Raw genomic sequence first — 18,547 nt, 5'->3', positions numbered from 1 at the left:
CTGCCGTTCACTCGTTTGTGTACTGGTGCCGGGCCCCTGCATTTGCCTCCAATTCTGCCAATGCCCTTGCACGACAGCGCTCCTATGCTACATCAACGCCAGATCAAATCGATTGGATGTTAGGCTAATGGCCGAGACGTCTGTTGGAGTCCTTATGTCGTCACCTGTTGTTACCCGTTTTGCACCCTCCCCAACCGGATACCTCCATATTGGCGGTGCCCGCACAGCCCTGTTCAACTGGCTTTATGCCAAGCATACGGGCGGCAAGATGCTGCTGCGCATCGAAGACACGGACCGGGAACGCTCCTCGGAAGCAGCTGTCACGGCCATTCTCGATGGCCTGAAGTGGCTGGGCCTCGATTGGGATGGCGATGCGGTGTCGCAGTACGAGCGCGCGCCCCGTCACCGGGAAGTCGCCGAAGAGCTGATCGCCAAGGGCAAGGCCTATTACTGCTATGCCTCGCCGGCAGAGCTTGAGGAAATGCGCGAAAAAGCCCGCGCCGAGGGCCGCCCGCCGCGCTATGACGGCCGCTGGCGCGATCGCGATCCGAAGGAAGCCCCTGCAGGCGTCAAGCCGGTTATCCGCATCAAGGCGCCGCAGGACGGCGAAACCCTGGTGCGCGACCTCGTACAGGGCGATGTGCGCTTTCCCAACAAGGATCTCGATGATTTCATCGTCCTGCGCTCCGACGGCAATCCGACCTACATGCACGCGGTTGTTGTCGATGACCATGACATGGGCGTCACTCACATCATCCGTGGTGACGATCACCTGACCAATGCCGCGCGCCAGGCCATCATCTATGATGCGATGGGCTGGGATATCCCGGTGATGGGTCATATTCCGCTGATCCACGGTGCGGATGGGGCAAAGCTGTCGAAGCGTCACGGCGCACTCGGCGTCGAAGCCTATCGCGCCATGGGCTATCTGCCCGCCGCCCTGCGCAACTATCTCGTCCGCCTCGGCTGGAGCCATGGCGATGACGAGATCATGTCCGATGCGCAGATGATCGAGTGGTTCGAGATTTCCGACATCAATCGCGGCGCGTCGCGTTTCGACTTCCAGAAGCTCGAAGCGATCAACGGCCACTACATGCGGTTCTCCGCCGATGCCGACCTGGTCAAGGCGATGATCGACATCCTGCCGGAGATCGAAGGCGGCGCGGACATTCTGTCGCGGCTGAACGAGCGGACCCGTCAGCAATTGCTGGCGGCAATGCCCGGCCTGAAGGAACGCGCCAAGACGCTGGTCGAACTGGCGGACAGTGCGAAATACCTGTTTGCGCAACGCCCGTTGGCATTGGATGAAAAGGCAGCCGGCCTGTTGAATGAAGAGGGCCTGGGTGTGCTTTCCGGCGTTCTTCCGGCGCTGTCGGCCGTCAATGACTGGACTGCCGAAGCATTGGATGCCGCGGTGCGGGTTCATGCGGAAAATACCGGCCTGAAGCTGGGTAAAATTGCCCAGCCCTTGCGCGCCGCGCTGACGGGAAGAGCAACATCTCCGGGGGTTTTCGACGTGCTGGCGGTGCTTGGCCGCGAGGAGTCACTGGGCCGTATCGAAGACCGGATAAAAGGTTAATCCGTAGCCTCGGCGGTGCATTTTTGCATTGCAACATTATGCCGTTCGGCTACGGTGACGTGCCTGAGAAAATCAGGATAAAGACCTTGCAAAGAGGTCAAGGCTTTGGGCCAGTGTGCTGAACGCAGAGGTCAGAAAATAACCTGCCTGGAAGGAACATCCTGTTTCAAAGGCATACTGGAATATGAAGTAACTCGTGTGCTTTCACTTCCGAAGTTCGACGAGAGTCTACTGCTCAAGCAGCGAACTTCGGAATGGTACACGGGATGTCAGCGGGAGCTGAAGCAAGAAAGGAACGGCAATGTCTGAGAATAGCGTCAACATCGATCTGAATGGTCACGAGTTTGCGTTACCGATTAAAAAAGGCACCATCGGACCTGATGTCGTGGACATTGGAACACTCTACAAGAACACGGGTGCATTCACCTACGATCCGGGTTTTACATCCACAGCCTCCTGCGAGTCGCAGATCACCTATATCGACGGTGATGAAGGCATTTTGCTGCATCGCGGCTATCCGATCGAACAACTCGCCGAAAAGGGCGACTTCCTCGAAACCTGCTATCTCCTGCTTTACGGCGAACTGCCGACAAAGAGCCAGAAGCATGATTTCGACTATCGCGTGACGCACCACACCATGGTGCACGAACAGATGTCGCGCTTCTTCAGCGGCTTCCGCCGTGACGCCCATCCCATGGCGGTCATGGTCGGCTGCGTTGGCGCCCTGTCCGCCTTCTATCACGACTCGACCGATATTTCCGATCCGCATCAGCGCATGGTTGCATCCATCCGCATGATCGCCAAGATCCCGACCCTGGCTGCGATGGCTTACAAGTATCACATCGGTCAGCCCTTCGTTTACCCGAAGAACAATCTCGATTTCGCTACCAACTTCCTGCACATGTGCTTTGCCGTGCCGTGCGAAGACTACGTCCCCAATCCGGTTCTTGCCCGCGCAATGGACCGGATTTTCATTTTGCACGCTGATCACGAGCAGAATGCCTCGACGTCGACAGTGCGTCTTGCCGGTTCGTCCGGTGCCAATCCGTTCGCCTGTATCGCTGCCGGCATTGCCTGCCTCTGGGGCCCTGCCCATGGCGGCGCCAATGAGGCCGCGCTCAACATGCTCGGCGAAATCGGCACGGTTGACCGCATTCCGGAATTCATCAACCGCGCCAAGGACAAGAACGATCCGTTCCGCCTGATGGGCTTTGGCCACCGCGTCTACAAGAACTACGATCCGCGCGCCAAGATCATGCAGCAGACCACCAAGGAAGTTCTCGCCGAACTCGGCATCAAGGACGATCCGCTGCTCGACGTCGCCATGGAGCTGGAGCGCATTGCCCTGACCGACGAATATTTCATCGAGAAGAAGCTCTATCCGAACGTCGATTTCTATTCCGGCATCACCTTGAAGGCACTCGGCTTCCCCACCACCATGTTCACCGTGCTGTTCGCCGTTGCCCGTACGGTTGGCTGGATTGCCCAGTGGAAGGAAATGATCGAAGACCCGCACCAGAAGATCGGCCGCCCGCGCCAGCTTTACACCGGTGCAACGCAGCGCGACTACGTTCCGGTCGGCAATCGCAAATAAGATCATCCAGAATACGAAAAAAGGCGCCATTCGGCGCCTTTTTCATATCCAAAAGCCTGTTCCTCAGGCCCTCTGATGCACGTATTCGAGAACTTTCCCGGCGGCAATCTCGCCGGAAGGCCGTTCGGTACGCATCAATGCCGCGATCTCATCGAAACCCTCGAGCTGCAACGCCCTGGCGTAACCCGGTTTCAGCAGTTGTTCGATTTCGCGCGCCAGCGGGCCGGGACGAACGAACTGATTGAAATATTCCTGCACGACCCGCTTGTCGGCGATGATATTGGGCAAGGCCGCACTCCAGACCTTGATGCGCGGCGCAATGAACATGCGCGCCAGCCAGTCAGGCCGGTATGACAGCACCGTCGGGATGCGCGCCAGTGCGAGTTCCAGCGACACGGTCCCGGACGCGGCCAGAGCCGCATCGGCTTCGGCGAAGGCTTTCAGGCGTTCCGCTTCGCCCACCACAATGTCTGGCTGGACTTTCCAGCCGGCAGTGAGCTGGCGCACCAGTGGTTCGACTTTGGGAAGCGTCGGCAATGTCAGCCTGAAGCGGTTGCCGCGTTCCGCCAGCAGTTCAATTGCCTCACCGAAAGGTTTGGAAAGGCTTGATATTTCTGCTCTGCGCGACCCCGGCAGGACAACAAGATTGTGTTCGGTTCTGTCAGCGAAACTGCTTTCCCGCGCCCGGTTCCGCTCTGCCGCCGCCAGCAGCGGTGCATGGGTCACCAGCCTGTGGCCGACATAGGTGGCAGGCGGGCCGTCGAGATCTCGCAATGCCTGCACCTCGAACGGCAGAATGGCCAGCACATGGTCGATATAGCCGCGCATCGCCTTGGCGCGTTCCGGGCGCCAGGCCCAGACCGACGGGCTGATATAGTTGATGATCGGGATCGATGGATCGGCATCCCGCACCTTGCGCGCGACGCGATGGGTGAAATCCGGGCTGTCGATAATCACGAGGCAATCGGGTTTCGCCGCAATGATGGCTTTGGCCAGCTGCGCTATGCGGCGGATGAGCTGCGGCAGTTTGGTGACGATGGCGGTCAGCCCGACCAGAGCGATTTCGTGCTGGTCGAACAAGGAGTTGAGGCCGAGGGCTGAGAGATGCTCGCCACCGACGCCGGTCAAGGTCACCTCGCCGGGATATTGCCGCCGCAGGGCCTGCACCAGATCGGCACCAAGCAGGTCGCCGGACTCTTCGCCGGTGACAATGGCAAGGCGAAGCGGCTTGGCTGCGGCCATCACTCGGCCTCCTGCGCAAAAGTTTCGATGAAAATACCGGCTTCGTTGGCAGCAGCGATTGTTTCGGCGTAGCCAAGGATCAGCGTGCGCCGCGCTTCGATGGCAATGCCCTTCAGACCGGCCTTCACCGCATTCTCCACGGTGCTTACGCCGATGGCCGGCAAATCCGCCCGCACTTCCTGCTGCGGTTTGGCGCATTTCACCAGCACACCGCCCTTGCGGTTGATCCGCTTGGCAATGCGCAGTTCGGCCACCCGCTGCAGCATCGCATCGGTGCCCTCCACGCCCTCCAGCGCCACCACGCGGCTGCCGACGGCAATCGCCGCCTGCCCGATATCGAGCGAGCCGATCATGATGGCTGCCGCGCGGGCGGCCCGCATATCGGCAATGCTTGCCTGATCGGCTTTCTTCCGGGTGATGGTGCCCACTTCAGGCGCCAGAATATCCGGAACGATCTCGTGCGCACCGACAACCCGGAAGCCGTAGGACTCAATGGTTGAGATCACGGCCTTGAGCAAACCGTCATCGCCGAGGCGAAAAGCCCGCATGAAACGATACAACGCAACGAGATTGCCGTTGCCGGGCCGCAGCGCCGCGGAGAATTCCGGCCGGTGGCGCACGCCCCCCGCCAGCACGACGTTGCTGATCTCTTCCGATTTCAGGATTTTCATCAGGCCGCCCAGCTCGACAATCGAGATTTCGGCGTGCTTGCGCGCATTGATCTCGGGCGATGCCTCGCCCTTGATGGCAATGATCAGGGGGTTCGCACCCTGCTTCTGCAGGCTTTCCGCGATGGAAATGGGCAGCAGCCCGTTGCCCGCGACAATCGCCGTGCGGCCCGTTATGGCCGCCGGTTGCGTCCCATCCGTTGTCTTAGCTGTTGTCGTCACTGTCGCTGGTCTCGATTCCGGAACCGAGGGGCGGCGTGCAGAAGGCACGTTTGGTATCAGCGGTGATGAAATCGACCAGATCGAGAACCGCCGGCGATTGAGAAAAGGCAAGACGCACGTCACCGGCGCGATTGCGGACCGGCTTGCTGCGGTCGAACAGCATGCGCACCGCACGGCGCAGATTGTGTATCTCCGGACGGGCCATGCCCGAGCGCTTCATGCCGACAATGTTCAGGCCGCCCAGATAGGCATGATTGCCGATCACCATGCCATAGGGAATGACATCCAGTGCCACGGCTGCAAGCCCGCCGACAAACGCATGGTGGCCAACCCGCACAAACTGATGCAAAGCAGCGCCGCCACCGATGATGACGTTGTTGCCGACGGACACATGGCCGCCGATCATGACATTGTTGGCAAAGGTCACATTGTCGCCGATGTCGCAATCATGCGCCACATGCGAATAGGCGAGGAACATGCAGTTGTCGCCAACCGTGGTCAAACCCCGGCTGCCATCGGTGCCGCGATTCATCGTGACGCCTTCGCGGATCGTGCAGTTCCGGCCAATGACAAGCGTGGTGTGCCCGCCCTTGTGCTTGGTGTTCTGCGGATCGCCGCCCAGAATGGCGTTCGGATAGACCTTGGCACCATCGCCGAGTGTGGTCGCCCCCATGATGACGACATGGCTCAGCAGAGTGACATCATTGCCAATGACCGCTTCCGGTCCGATATGGCAGAATGGCCCGATGTTTACCCTGTCACCAATCTTTGCGCCCGCCTCGACAATCGACGTGGGATGAATGCTGGAATTGGACATCAAGCTCCGGTCTCGTCTTCTTCAGGGAAGCTGACCATTGCCGCCACGTCAGCTTCGGCAACCTTCACGCCGTCAACTTCCGCAACGCAGCTGTACTTGTGGATGTTGCCGCGCTGCTTGAGCTTGGTCACGCGCAGCTTGAGCTGATCACCCGGCACGACAGGCTTGCGGAACTTGGCATTATCGATGGTCATGAAGAACACCTTGCCCGGCTTGCCGCTGCCATTATGGAACAGAACGATAGCACCGGCGGTCTGCGCCATGGCCTCAATGATCAGAACGCCGGGCATGATCGGCAGTTCAGGAAAATGACCGGCAAAATGCGGCTCGTTGATGCTGACATTCTTGATGCCCGTGGCCGAGACATCGCGATCGATATCGACGATGCGGTCAATCAGCAGAAAGGGATAGCGATGCGGCAGATTTGCCAGAAGCTTCTGGATGTCCGCGACGCCAAGACTGCTCGCCTGTACATTTTCATTCATCTGAACTGCTCTCCTTCTTGGTCCTGGTCATCGCGCGGACACTCGCGATTTCACGGAACCATTGCTTGAACGGCTGCGCGGGCGCACCGGCCCACCGCTCACCGTCCGGAATATCATTCATCACACCGCTTGCTGCGGCGATTTCCACGCGGGAACCAATATTGACGTGATCCTTGATGCCGACGCTGCCACCCAGCATCGTCATGTCGCCAAGCACCACACTACCGGAAATGCCACATTGCGCAGCAATCACGCAATGGCGTCCAATACGAACATTGTGGGCAATCTGCACGAGATTATCGATTTTCGTGCCTTCGCCGATCACTGTATCGGCGAGCGCGCCGCGATCAATGGTCGTGTTGGCGCCAATTTCGACATTGTCCTGGATGATGACGCGGCCAAGCTGGGGCATCTTGTCGAGGCCAGCCTTGCCCGGAACATAACCAAAACCATCCTGCCCGATACGCACGCCCGGATGCAGTAGCACACGATTGCCAAGAAAGGCATACTGGACCGAGCAGCTCGGCGCGATATAGCAATCGCGGCCGATCTTGCAGCCGTTGCCGATGACGACGCTGGCGGCAATGACGGTGCCGGCACCGATGGAAACGCGCTTGCCGATGATGACACCGGGCTCGATCGTCACGCCGTCTTCTATTTCAGCGGTCGGATCAATGATGGCGTGCGGTGAAACACCCGTCTCTTCGCCGCTCCAGAGATGCGCATTCACCGCCCGCGGATAAAGCGCGCGGCCAATGGCGGCGAAATCCTGCTGCGGATGGCGGCTGACGATAACGGCAACAGTCTTGGGCACGCTTGCCTTGACTTCGTCCGTGCACAGAACGCCGGCGGCTTTCAAACCTTCGAGATTTTGCGCGTTCTTCTTGCCATCGATGAACACAAGCGCATCGGGACCGGCATCAGCCAGGGATGCGAGGCGGGCGACCGGCCGGTTGGCCAGAGAACTGTCCACAAGAACGCCATTGGTCAGATCGGCGATCTGACCAACAGTCACGTTCAGCAGTGGCTCATAAAAGATCGGATCGGCCATCGACTAACTTTCTCCCCCGGGGAAATATGCTCCCCCGGGAGGTCAGCAATCTATCAGAATTTGCTCGACATGCCGAAGTTGAAGTTCTGCACCTGATCGCCATCCACTTTCTTGACGGGGAAAGCGTAGTCGAAGCGCAGCGGACCGAACGGCGATGCCCACATGATACTTACACCCGCGGATGCGCGCCATTCCATGCTGGTGTTCGATGCCTGCTTGAGATCATTGCCATACAATGTAGCAGCGTCGGCAAACAGGGCGCCACGAATACCCAGGCTCTCAGGAACGATCGGCAGCGGGAACTGCGTTTCCACGGTGGCATTGAAGTAGGTATTACCACCCAGGAAGCTGCCCTTGGCATCCGCAACGCTCAAGTCGCGCGGACCGATACCGGCATATTTGAAGCCGCGAATCATTTCCTGATTGTTCTTGAACGTGTCAAACACGCGCAGATCGTCGCCAAATCCCTTGATGTAGCCAGCGCCGACACCGACGAGGCCGACAATGTCCATTTCCTGGGAAAGCGTCTTGTAGTAGCTGCCCTTGAACGTTGTCTTCAGGTAGTTGGCATCGCCGCCGACACCAGCATATTCCTGGTTGAACTTGGCATAGAGACCATCATGCGGGTTTTTCGTATCGTCGATGGTATTGTAGACAAGCGACCAGCTGACCGACGACTTGATCCATGTACCGCGATTTGCCGCATCAATGAATGCCTGCGAAATCTGCGACGGATCAGGAATGTCCGTTCCCGGGATCTTCGCAGCGTCTTCGATCGTGTATTTTTCCTGCGACAGGTTGTAAGCAACACCCGCCGTCAGTGTTTCGGTGATCGGCAGACCAAAACGGATCGTACCGCCGGTCAAATCGGTCTGATACTTGTCATTGACGCCGGACTGGCGCTTGAACAGATCGAAACCAGCCGAAATACGCTGACCGAGGAAGTAAGGCTCGGTGAAGGACAGCGAGTAGGTACGGTTGTTGTTCAGACCGCCACCGGCAGCAATACGGATATACTGGCCGCGACCAAGGAAGTTGCGCTCGGTGATCGAGCCTTCCACTGTCGGTCCGGGGCTTTCACCACCGGTCGTATAACCACCACCGATGGAGAATTCACCGGTCGACTTCTCGACAACGTCCACAACCAGAATAACCTGGTCAGGCTGCGAGCCGGGAGCCGTCGAGATATTGACGGTCTGGAAGAATTCAAGCCGCTCCAGGCGCTTCTTGGCGCGCTGGATCAGGACCTGATTGAAAGCGTCGCCTTCGCTCACATCGAATTCACGGCGGATGACGTAGTCACGTGTCTTCTCGTTGCCGCGGATTTCAATGCGCTCGAGATAGGCGCGCGGACCCTGGTCGATGTTGTAGACGACCGAAATCGTGTGGTTCTCGAAGTTACGGTCGCCGCGCGGCTCCACCTTGGCAAAGGCATAACCCTGGCCGGCCACCTTTTCGGACAGCTTGATGATGGAGTCTTCGACTTCCTTGGCGTTGTACGTATCGCCTTCGGATGTCTGCACGAGACCACCAAGCTTGGATGTATCGACACCCTCGACCGAGCTCTGGATTTCTACGCCGCCGAACTTGTACTTCTCACCCTCTTCAACCGTAACGGTGATCGTGTATTCGTTGGTGGCAGCATCGAGATTGGCCGTCGACGAAACGACGCGGAAATCCGCATAACCGCGGTTGTAATAGAAGCGGCGCAGCGACTCTTCGTCCGCCCGCATGCGGTCTTCGCTGTACACGTCATTGCGCGTCAGCCAGGACAACGGGTTGGAACGCTTGGTCGAGATCACGTCGCGCAGGCGGCGCTCACCAAAGGCGTTATTGCCGACAAACACGATGTTGGCGATCTTGGTGCGGTCACCTTCGTTGATGTCGAAGACAACGTTGACGCGACCCTGACCGAGATCCATGATGCGCGAACTTACCGTAGCATCGCTGCGGCCGATGTTGCGATAAGCGGCGCGGACAGCCTCGGTATCAGCGTCGAGCGTCTGCTGGCTGAAGGCGCTGCGCGACTTCGACTGCACGACACCGGTCAGCTGCGCGTCCTTGATCTTCTTGTTGCCGCGGAAAATGACCTGATTGACGACCTGATGCTCGGACACGGTAACGATCAACGCACCGCCGGACTGGGTGATGCGCACATCGCCGAACAGACCCGTGTTGAACAGGCGCTTGGTGGCAGCATCAATATCATTGTTGGAAAAAGGCTTGCCTGGCGTGATGCCGAGATTGTCCTTGACCGTTTGGGCATCCACACGGGTATTCCCGCGCACTTCAATGCGGCTGACGGTTGCTGCCTGAGCTGCTGTAATCCCCGCAACCGTCGTAACGATCGCTCCCGAACTTACCAGAGCCGCTGAAATGGCGAGCGCCGACGCTGCACCAACGAATTTTGAACTTGCCGCCATAGGCCTACTAAACCTTTGTTTCTCGTTGTCCCCGGGCGAGATCCCGGACTAAGCAATTACTCGCACACCGTCATAGCCGGTTTTTACATACACGCAAGGCTTACGGTTAAAATCTATTTACTTCACACGAAAGCGTGGCATCCCTGCCACGCCATTCACGGCTTATAGTAAACAGATCATAACGCTTTTCCACCCCACCCCTCTAATTTTCACTAATGTTTAATTTTCATCACCGACAGGCGAAAAGATCATTAAACACAACAAAACCCATGAATCCCAGCACCAGAAGGAAGCCCATCCGGAAGAAAATCTCCTGCACGGCCGGCTTTACCGGCCTGCGGATGACCGCTTCCACGGCATAAAAGATCAAATGTCCGCCATCCAGGGGCGGCAGCGGGAAAAGATTGAGCAAACCGATGCCGATCGACAGCATGGCGGTCAGCTGAATCAGCCAGTCGATCCCCTGACTGGCAGCCTGCCCTGCCATCGTGGCAATTTTGACCGGTCCGCCCAGCTGGCACTTGTCTTCCCTGCCGGCAAAGAAACGGCTGAAAAACTGGCCTGTCCGGGCAATGATGAAACCGCTTTCACGCACCGCCTGGCCGACTGATTCGATGGGGTTGTAGGTCACCCGCCGGAAGTTGCCGAACTCTTGATTGTTCACTACGCCGATCGCGGCGACTTTCACCGGATTGCCCAAGGCGTCCTTCTGTTCGGCAAGCTCCGGAGTGGCGGTCAGACTGACCTCCTGCCCCTTGCGCTCGACGACAAATTTCAGAGAATCGCCCGCCCGTGCCGAAACATGGCGCTGAACATCGGCAAAGGTTTCCACCTTGTCGCCATCCACGCTGATGAAGCGGTCGCCCGGCTGAAATCCGGCCACCGCAGCGGGGCCGCCCGGACGCACTTCCGCAACCACGGGGTCTGCCACCATGCGGCCATAGAGCGCAAAGAAGACGGAAAAGATTGCAACGGTCAGCAGAATATTGAACGCGGGGCCGGCAAAGACCGTCGCCGCGCGCTTCCACACGGGCTGGGTGTGAAAAGCAACGGCGCGCTCTTCAGCGGTCATGTTTTCAGGCAGGCCGATCGGCGAACTGGCCACGCTCTCGTCGCCGGCGAACTTCACATAACCGCCCAGGGGAATCGCCGACAATTTCCAGCGGGTGCCGCTGCGGTCGTTGAACCCGAACAATTCCGGCCCGAAACCGATCGAAAAGGCCTGGACGCCGATGCCGCACCACCGTCCCACGAGATAGTGCCCCATCTCGTGAACGAAGACGACAACCGTGAGTACAATCAGAAAGGGTAAAATCGTACCGATAAGCAAACCGTGCGTGCCGAAGATATAGCTCAGCGTATCCGTCAAAGTGTCCTCCGGGCCTTGCCCAACCCCGTCAGAGGGTCACCTAAGCTCAGCCTGCTAGAAAAGAATGTCGTAAGGCGTTTCCGGCTTCACCAGAATTGCCCCGATGAGGTACAGCAATGCCGCTGCGGCTACAAGTCCATCCACCCGGTCCATCACGCCACCGTGACCGGGGATCATGTATCCCGAATCCTTGACGCCGAATTTCCGTTTGACCCATGATTCGCCGAGATCGCCGATCTGCGCGGTCACCGACAGCACAAAGGCGATGAGCGGAACGGGCACACCGCCGGCCGGGGTAATGAAGGCTGCGCAGGCAACACCGGCAGCCACGCCCGCGGCAGCGCCGCCAATGGCGCCAGACCAGGTTTTATTCGGCGAGAAACGCGGAGCCAGTTTTGGCCCGCCCAGTGCCCGCCCGTTGAAATAGGCAAAGATATCGGTCGACCAGACGACGGCAAACAGGAACAGAACAGCGGCAAAGCCATCCCCGGTGTCGCCGCGCACGAATGTCAGCGCGATGGCCGGAAATCCGGCATAGAGCAGACCGATCGCCGGCCACAGGCCGGACTGCCGTCCACCCAGCACGGCCGTCAGCACGGCTCCAGCCAGCAATATGCCGATGATCAAAAGTCCATTGTGCGACAGCAGCAAAAGCCCAAGCACCACGATCAGGCAGGCCCAGGCAACGCCGCGGGTCAGCGGACTGGAGCGATCCAGCGTTATGGCATGCCATTCGTAGAAGACACCCAAACCGATGGCACTGGCCATGAGCGCAAATGGCACGCCGCCAACCCAGGTCAGGGCGACGGCGATTGCAATCATGACAACGGCACTGAGGGTTCGTATATGCAGATTGCTGAGACGGCCGGTGCCCTTGTCCGGTGCCGATGGCCCTGAAGCCGTCACAGAGCTATTTCCTGCTGATTGACGCCGCCAAAGCGCCGCTCGCGCATGTGGAAGGTTTCGATCGCTTCTGCCAGGTGGGTGGATTTGAAATCCGGCCAGTAGCACGGCAGGAACATGAACTCCGAATAGGCCGCCTGCCAGAGCAGGAAGTTCGACAGCCGCATCTCGCCGCTGGTGCGGATGATCAGATCCGGATCCGGAATGCCCGCCGTATCGAGCCGCGCGGTGATAGCCTCGGCCGTCACCTCGTCCTGCGTCAGAACACCCGCTGCGACGTCAGATACCAACGCCTTCACCGCGCGGGTGATTTCATTGCGCGAACCGTAGTTGAAGGCAATGATCAGCGTCAGTGCCGTGTTCTTCTCGGTCAGGCTTTCCGCTTCGGTCAGGAGGGCGCGAATATCCTTCGCCAGGCCTTCCCGCTCGCCGATGATGCGCACGCGCACATTCTCGCGATGCAGATCAGCCAGATCGCGCCGGATGAACAGCTTGAGCAGGCCCATCAGATCAGACACTTCGGATCGCGGGCGCGACCAGTTTTCCGATGAGAACGCAAACAGGGTTAGGTATGGAATGCCCATTTTGCCGGCAGCGCGGATAGTCTCGCGCAGCGCATCGACGCCCGCCTTGTGACCGGCGGTGCGTGGCAGGCCACGTGCTTTTGCCCAACGGCCATTTCCATCCATGATGATGGCAATGTGGCGCGGATTGGACATGGCATTCAACCTCCGGTGGTATTAACGGCTAAAAACAGACTAAACCTGCATGATTTCCGTCTGCTTGACAGCAACGACCTTGTCCATTTCGGCAATGGTCTCGTCCGTCAGCTTCTGTACTTTTTCGGAAAGAACGCGGTTGTCATCCTGACTGATCGCGCCATCCTTTTCGAGCTTTTTCAACTCGTCCATGCCATCGCGGCGCACATGGCGGGCGGCAACTTTCGCCTGCTCCACATACTGATGGGCAATCTTGACGAGTTCCTTGCGGCGCTGCTCATTGAGTTCCGGCAAGGGAATGCGCAGATTGTTGCCGTCGGTGATCGGATTGAGGCCGAGACCCGACTCGCGAATGGCACGCTCGACCTTGCCAACCATCGACTTGTCCCAGACCGAGACGGCAAGCATGCGTGATTCGGGCACGGTGATGTTGGCGACCTGGTTCAGCGGCATATGCGAGCCATAGGCCTCGACGGTGATCGGCTCCAGCAAACTCGCCGACGCACGGCCTGTCCGCAGGCCATTGAGGTCATGTTTCAATGCCTGCACGGCACCATCCATACGGCGCTTCAGGTCATTCAAATCGAGTGCATCACTCATATTCAACGCTCCTATATTCTTTCCGTTATTCTGGTCAGCCCCTGCGAGGTTGGCGGGTCAATCGTCGGAAACGATTGTCGCGCGTCCTCTGCCCTGCAGAATTTCGGCAAAACCACCCTTTTCGTGGATTGAATAGACAATTATTGGGATATTGTTCTCGCGCGCAAGGGCCACGGCTGTTGTATCCATCACCGTAAGGCCGCGATCGAGCATCTCCTTGTGGGTAAGTCGCTCAAAGCGGACGGCGCTGGGGTCCTTTTTGGGATCGGCGGTGTAAACGCCGTCAACCTGCGTGCCCTTGAACAGGGCATCGGCACCCACTTCGGCTGCGCGCAACGCTGCGGCCGAATCTGTCGTAAAGAATGGATTGCCCGTGCCGCCAGCAAAAATCACGACCTTCCCCATGTCCATGTAGGCTGTCGCCTGTCTCTGCGAGAACGTCTCGCACAATTCAGGCATGGCAATGGCGGACAGGACGACGGTGTCTATGCCGATTTTGACGAGGGAGGTGCGCAAGGCCAGTGAATTGATCACCGTGGCAAGCATGCCCATGTGGTCGCCGGTGACCCGGTCGCCGCCCTTGGACGCGACAGCGACACCGCGAAAGATATTGCCGCCGCCAATCACCACCCCGACTTCAACGCCGAGCGCCCGCGCTTCGGCAATATCACTGGCAATACGGTCGGCAACCGCAACGTCGATACCGAAACCCTGATCGCCCATGAGGGCTTCACCGGAGGCTTTCAGTAGAACGCGTTTATAGACAGCCGTACCAACCATAAGACCTCCCGCAGAGTCGTGCATTTCAGATATTCGAAGCCCGGATACACTAAGGGCACCGCGTTGTCACGCGATGCCCTCTGATTTCGTCAGTTGTGAAATTACTTCTTCACAGCTGCTGCAACTTCCGCTGCGAAATCGGTCTCTTCCTTCTCGATGCCCTCGCCCAGAGCAAAACGGGCAAATGCCGTGATCTTGGCCGGTGCGCCGATTGCCTTTTCCGCATCTTTCAGAGCGGCTTCGACAGTCAGGTCGGGATTGATGACAAAAGCCTGCGAGAGAAGGACAACTTCCTCATAGAACTTGCGCAGACGGCCTTCGACCATCTTTTCGATGATGTTGTCTGGCTTGCCGGACTGGCGTGCAGATTCGGTGAAAACCGCCTTTTCACGCTCAACGGCAGCCGGATCGACTTCAGCGGCAGTCAGGGCCAGCGGGTTGGTTGCCGCAACGTGCATGGCCACCTGGCGGCCGAATGCATTGGCAGCGTCGGCATTGCCGGCTGTTTCAATGGCAACGAGAACACCGAGCTTGCCGAGACCATCGGAAACAGCGTTGTGAATGTAGGTTGCAACAACGCCTTCACCAACGCTGAGCGCTGCAGAACGGCGGAAAGACAGGTTTTCGCCGATTGTGCCAACCGCATCCTTGATGGTGTCGACAACGGACTTGCCGGTTGCCGGATAGGTCGCAGCAGCAACGGCAGCCGTGGAACCATCGCTACCAAGAGCAACCGTCGCAACGTTGCGAACGATGTCCTGGAACGCGTCGTTGCGCGCAACGAAGTCCGTTTCGGAGTTGACTTCAACGATAACCGACTTCTTGCCGTTGGTCGCAACGCCAACGAGACCTTCGGCAGCCGTACGGCCGGCCTTCTTGTCGGCCTTGGAAATGCCCTTGGCACGCAGCCAGTCAACGGCAGCTTCCATGTCGCCATTGGTTTCGGTCAGGGCTGCCTTGCAGTCCATCATGCCGGCACCGCTGATTTCGCGGAGTTCTTTTACCTGTGATGCAGAAATGCTCATTATGTCGCCTCTTCTCAAAGCGAAGGCATACTGGGGAAACCAGCATGCCAACTTTGCGGCGCGTCATGCGCCAATACAATTGTTTTTAGTCACCCGTTACGACGGGTATATGAAGCCTCAAGCGGAGGCTTCACCGTCCTGTGCAGGAGCCGGTGCCGGCTCTTCGAGCGCTGGCTCGACAGGTGCTTCGTCCTGGGCGCCGATATCGATGCCGAGCGAGCCCTGCTGACGCAGGATGCCATCGAGGGCAGCCTTGGCAATCAGATCGCAATAGAGCGAAATGGCGCGCGAGGCGTCATCGTTGCCGGGGATCGGGAAGTCGATCTGGTCCGGATCGCAGTTGGAGTCGATAACGGCTACAACCGGAATGCCGAGACGCTTGGCTTCCTGAATGGCAATCGCTTCCTTGTTGGTATCGATGATGAAGATCAGGTCCGGGATCGAACCCATGTTCTTGATACCGCCGAGGGCGCGGTTGAGTTTTTCGCGTTCACGATCGAGGTTCAGGCGTTCCTTCTTGGTGAAGCCCTGTGCTTCGCCGGAAAGAAGTTCGTCCAGCTTGCGCAGGCGCTGAATGGAGTTCGAGATCGTCTTCCAGTTGGTCATCATGCCGCCGAGCCAGCGGGCATTGACGTAGTACTGGGCGGAACGGGTTGCCGCATCGGCAATGATGTCCGAAGCCTGGCGCTTGGTGCCGACGAACAGAACGCGGCCGCCACGGGCTACGGTGTCCGAAACCTTCTGCAGCGCACGGTGAAGCAGCGGAACAGTCTGGGCCAGATCGAGAATGTGAATGTTGTTGCGGTCACCATAAATGTATGGTGCCATTTTCGGGTTCCAGCGATGTGTCTGGTGGCCGAAGTGAACGCCAGCTTCGAGGAGCTGACGCATGCTGAAATCAGGCAATGCCATCTCTTAGTTTTCCTTTTCCGGTTTAACCTCCACAGGAAAGAGGCGGAAAACCCGCCACCGGAGGCCATATCGGATTTCTCCCGATATCAACCCAAATCCCGTGTGTGGAATGAAGCGGCTGTTAATGGATATTACCGGCAAACGCAAGAGCTACGGTGAGAAAAGGCTATTTTCACAGGTTTCACCGTCGGGTTATCGATAAATGGCTCCGCGATGGCCAATCTCAAGAACCAAAATAATAAGCCGTTTTCCCTGCAGGTCGCAAATGATGCGATAGTTTCCGACTCTATAGCGCCAAAGGCCGCCAAGCGGCCCTGTCAGCGCTTTGCCCAATTGCCGAGGATCGTCGACTGAAGCCAGACGTTCTCGCAAAAACGCAGCAATTCGCTTTGCATCATGTCGATCAAGTTTTGCCAGTTGCTTTGCGGCGGTAGCAGATAGCTCAATCTGCCAAACCAAGATCGCGTTCCACTTCATCCAAGGAGTAAACGCGCTCTTCTCCTTTGCGTATCCGCTCGAGAACGCCAAGGCCTAGATAGTAATCTTCCATGTCATCCAGGCCATTCTCGATAATTTCGCGCAAATAGAATGCTTTGCTCCGGCCGGTCTTGGACGCGAGGGTATCCAGTCTCTGTTCGATTTCAGGAGTTAAACGGATAGATGTCGCCATGATTGCCGCCAGTTGTATTCACTGCATTCAATGTATTCACTTTATCGCAAAAGTTCAAGAATGGGAGATTTCGTCCTCTATTTCGTGCATTTCGGCGCGTCGAACAGCTCCAGATTGACAAGCTTGCCGGTCATGGAGAAATCGCCGTAATCCATCTTGAGATCGCGGGTCACGCCGTTGCGATAGAGTTTGAAATTGATGCGGTAGCTGGGCAGGCCTTCCGATTTGTCCGTATCGTCGAAATAGGCGATGGAAACCGGCCAGGTGTTTTCCTTCTCGAGCGCGCCCATCTTCTTCGTCTCGTCATCGGAATCGCCGGGAGCGGGCTTGCCGATGACCACCGTCGTCGCCATGACCTTGTCGGCATCCTCGGAGCCGTCGAACAGTTTTGTCTGGTAGAACACATCCCCGGCGATCGCCTTCTCGATCAGTTCCTGCATGTGGCGTGTCGGGAACTGTGAAAGCTCGAGATTTTCCTTGTTCGCTTCCGGCTTGGTAAGGGAGATTTCCGTCTTGTCCTTGTCCAGAAGCGCATCGCCGCGCACTTCCTTGGTCAGGCTCTGGTCGACAAATGTCTTGTTGACGAAACGGAATTTGGCGCCGTCACCCGACTCGAACGTGGTGGTCTGCTGGTCGGTCACCCTTTGAGGCTGTTCTTCCATGTCGACGCGCGTCACAAAGCGAAAATTTGTCGTGTAACCTTCACAATCCGAACCATTGAATTCGTATACCATGCGGCCTGTCAGCCCCGTGATACCACTGCTTTCCTGCGCGTTATCCAGCTTGAGATCATAAATGGCGCGGTGTGGTACGAGAGTCGCTGTTCCAGCGGCGAGAGCCATCGACGATCCGGAAAGACCAAGGGCACTCAGGCTGAAAACGAGGACGGGGAATAGACGCATTGACAAGATTCTCCAGTTTTCGAATGGCCATATTAAAAAAACTCTTGGCGGAAGCGAGGCAAAAATCGCAACTTCATTCACAATCACTTGCGATTCCGCATGAGAAGGATGAGAAACCCAATGACCAGCACCATCGACAGCCGTCTAAACGACCTTGGAATTACCCTGCCCGTTGCCGCCGCTCCGGCCGCAAACTATGTGCCCTTCGCACGCAGCGGTTCACTGCTTCTCACCTCGGGGCAATTGCCGCTGGCCGGGGGCAAGCTGATCCATACCGGTTTGCTCGGCATTGATGTCGATCTGGCGCAGGGCCAGGAAGCGGCAAAGGCCTGCGCCATCAATATCCTTGCCCAGGCAAAGGCCGCGCTCGGCGATCTCGAGAAGATCGAGCGTATCGTGAAAATCACGGTGTTTGTCGCCTCCTCCAAGGATTTCACCGAACAGCACCTCGTCGCCAATGGTGCGTCCGACCTGCTCGTGGCCGTGCTGGGCGACAAGGGCCGCCACGCCCGTTCCGCCGTGGGTACAGCGGCGCTGCCGTTGAATGCGCCGGTTGAAATCGAAGCGATCATCGAGGTCCGCTGAT

19 protein-coding genes are annotated in these 18,547 nt (G+C 58.0%); 3 read left to right on the top strand and 16 right to left on the bottom strand.

The genetic code is table 11. From position 1 onward, the window contains the following. The first annotated feature begins 154 nt into the window (after window positions 1-154). Complete coding sequence (gene gltX / locus ACZ5FP_RS11490; protein WP_464660229.1) at window positions 155-1,579, top strand: glutamate--tRNA ligase; 1,425 nt, start codon at window positions 155-157, stop codon at window positions 1,577-1,579. Window positions 1,580-1,880: 301 nt separating this feature from the next. Continuing rightward, window positions 1,881-3,173, top strand: a complete 1,293-nt coding sequence (gene gltA / locus ACZ5FP_RS11485; protein ID WP_105732880.1) for a citrate synthase — start codon at window positions 1,881-1,883, stop codon at window positions 3,171-3,173. Window positions 3,174-3,236: 63 nt separating this feature from the next. Here the strand turns inward: gltA and lpxB are convergent, their stop codons facing one another. The 16 genes from lpxB to ACZ5FP_RS11405 form a co-directional block, all read right to left on the bottom strand. Beyond that, window positions 3,237-4,418, bottom strand: coding sequence for a lipid-A-disaccharide synthase (lpxB, locus tag ACZ5FP_RS11480; protein WP_464660227.1), 1,182 nt, complete (start codon window positions 4,416-4,418; stop codon window positions 3,237-3,239). After that, window positions 4,415-5,305, bottom strand: a complete 891-nt coding sequence (locus ACZ5FP_RS11475) for an LpxI family protein (protein WP_346306819.1) — start codon at window positions 5,303-5,305, stop codon at window positions 4,415-4,417. Before ACZ5FP_RS11475 ends, lpxB begins: the two co-directional genes overlap by 4 nt. Continuing rightward, window positions 5,289-6,122 carry an acyl-ACP--UDP-N-acetylglucosamine O-acyltransferase gene (gene lpxA, locus ACZ5FP_RS11470; RefSeq protein ID WP_464660225.1) on the bottom strand — a complete coding sequence of 278 codons (834 nt, stop codon included), beginning with the start codon at window positions 6,120-6,122 and terminating at the stop codon, window positions 5,289-5,291. Before lpxA ends, ACZ5FP_RS11475 begins: the two co-directional genes overlap by 17 nt. Further along, entirely contained in the window at window positions 6,122-6,607 is a 486-nt protein-coding gene (gene fabZ / locus ACZ5FP_RS11465) for a 3-hydroxyacyl-ACP dehydratase FabZ (RefSeq protein ID WP_223615028.1), read from the bottom strand. The genes lpxA and fabZ overlap by 1 nt, the downstream gene beginning before the upstream one ends. Then, on the bottom strand, window positions 6,600-7,658 hold the full coding sequence (gene lpxD, locus ACZ5FP_RS11460; protein ID WP_223615029.1) for a UDP-3-O-(3-hydroxymyristoyl)glucosamine N-acyltransferase: 1,059 nt from the start codon (window positions 7,656-7,658) through the stop codon (window positions 6,600-6,602). The genes fabZ and lpxD overlap by 8 nt, the downstream gene beginning before the upstream one ends. A gap of 53 nt (window positions 7,659-7,711) precedes the next feature. Further along, entirely contained in the window at window positions 7,712-10,081 is a 2,370-nt protein-coding gene (gene bamA, locus ACZ5FP_RS11455) for an outer membrane protein assembly factor BamA (protein ID WP_346306822.1), read from the bottom strand. A gap of 229 nt (window positions 10,082-10,310) precedes the next feature. After that, window positions 10,311-11,450, bottom strand: a complete 1,140-nt coding sequence (rseP, locus tag ACZ5FP_RS11450; RefSeq protein WP_464660222.1) for an RIP metalloprotease RseP — start codon at window positions 11,448-11,450, stop codon at window positions 10,311-10,313. Window positions 11,451-11,504: 54 nt separating this feature from the next. Continuing rightward, window positions 11,505-12,356, bottom strand: coding sequence for a phosphatidate cytidylyltransferase (locus ACZ5FP_RS11445; RefSeq protein WP_464660220.1), 852 nt, complete (start codon window positions 12,354-12,356; stop codon window positions 11,505-11,507). Continuing rightward, complete coding sequence (locus tag ACZ5FP_RS11440; RefSeq protein ID WP_464660218.1) at window positions 12,353-13,072, bottom strand: isoprenyl transferase; 720 nt, start codon at window positions 13,070-13,072, stop codon at window positions 12,353-12,355. Before ACZ5FP_RS11440 ends, ACZ5FP_RS11445 begins: the two co-directional genes overlap by 4 nt. 39 nt (window positions 13,073-13,111) lie before the next feature. Next, complete coding sequence (gene frr / locus ACZ5FP_RS11435; RefSeq protein WP_105732890.1) at window positions 13,112-13,672, bottom strand: ribosome recycling factor; 561 nt, start codon at window positions 13,670-13,672, stop codon at window positions 13,112-13,114. 57 nt (window positions 13,673-13,729) lie between these two features. Further along, complete coding sequence (gene pyrH / locus ACZ5FP_RS11430; protein WP_105732891.1) at window positions 13,730-14,452, bottom strand: UMP kinase; 723 nt, start codon at window positions 14,450-14,452, stop codon at window positions 13,730-13,732. 101 nt (window positions 14,453-14,553) lie between these two features. Further along, a complete protein-coding gene (tsf, locus tag ACZ5FP_RS11425) occupies window positions 14,554-15,477 on the bottom strand; it encodes a translation elongation factor Ts (protein WP_346306826.1) in 924 nt (307 codons plus the stop codon). 117 nt (window positions 15,478-15,594) lie between these two features. Then, on the bottom strand, window positions 15,595-16,389 hold the full coding sequence (rpsB, locus tag ACZ5FP_RS11420) for a 30S ribosomal protein S2 (protein ID WP_223615036.1): 795 nt from the start codon (window positions 16,387-16,389) through the stop codon (window positions 15,595-15,597). A gap of 192 nt (window positions 16,390-16,581) precedes the next feature. Further along, complete coding sequence (locus tag ACZ5FP_RS11415) at window positions 16,582-16,848, bottom strand: type II toxin-antitoxin system RelE family toxin (RefSeq protein ID WP_464660215.1); 267 nt, start codon at window positions 16,846-16,848, stop codon at window positions 16,582-16,584. After that, window positions 16,832-17,059, bottom strand: a complete 228-nt coding sequence (relB, locus tag ACZ5FP_RS11410; protein WP_105732895.1) for a type II toxin-antitoxin system RelB family antitoxin — start codon at window positions 17,057-17,059, stop codon at window positions 16,832-16,834. Before relB ends, ACZ5FP_RS11415 begins: the two co-directional genes overlap by 17 nt. 77 nt (window positions 17,060-17,136) lie before the next feature. Next, window positions 17,137-17,961, bottom strand: a complete 825-nt coding sequence (locus ACZ5FP_RS11405) for a cell envelope integrity EipB family protein (RefSeq protein WP_403173760.1) — start codon at window positions 17,959-17,961, stop codon at window positions 17,137-17,139. A gap of 120 nt (window positions 17,962-18,081) precedes the next feature. Between ACZ5FP_RS11405 and ACZ5FP_RS11400 the strand changes: the two genes are divergently transcribed. Continuing rightward, the gene (locus tag ACZ5FP_RS11400) at window positions 18,082-18,546 is read left to right on the top strand and encodes a RidA family protein (protein WP_464660213.1); all 465 of its coding nucleotides are present in this window, start codon (window positions 18,082-18,084) and stop codon (window positions 18,544-18,546) included. The last annotated feature ends 1 nt before the right edge of the window (window position 18,547 follow it).

This window comes from Phyllobacterium sp. T2-21, assembly GCF_055378485.1.
The sequence above is the reverse complement of the archived record's forward strand: the minus strand, read 5'-3'. Positions and strand labels throughout refer to the sequence as shown.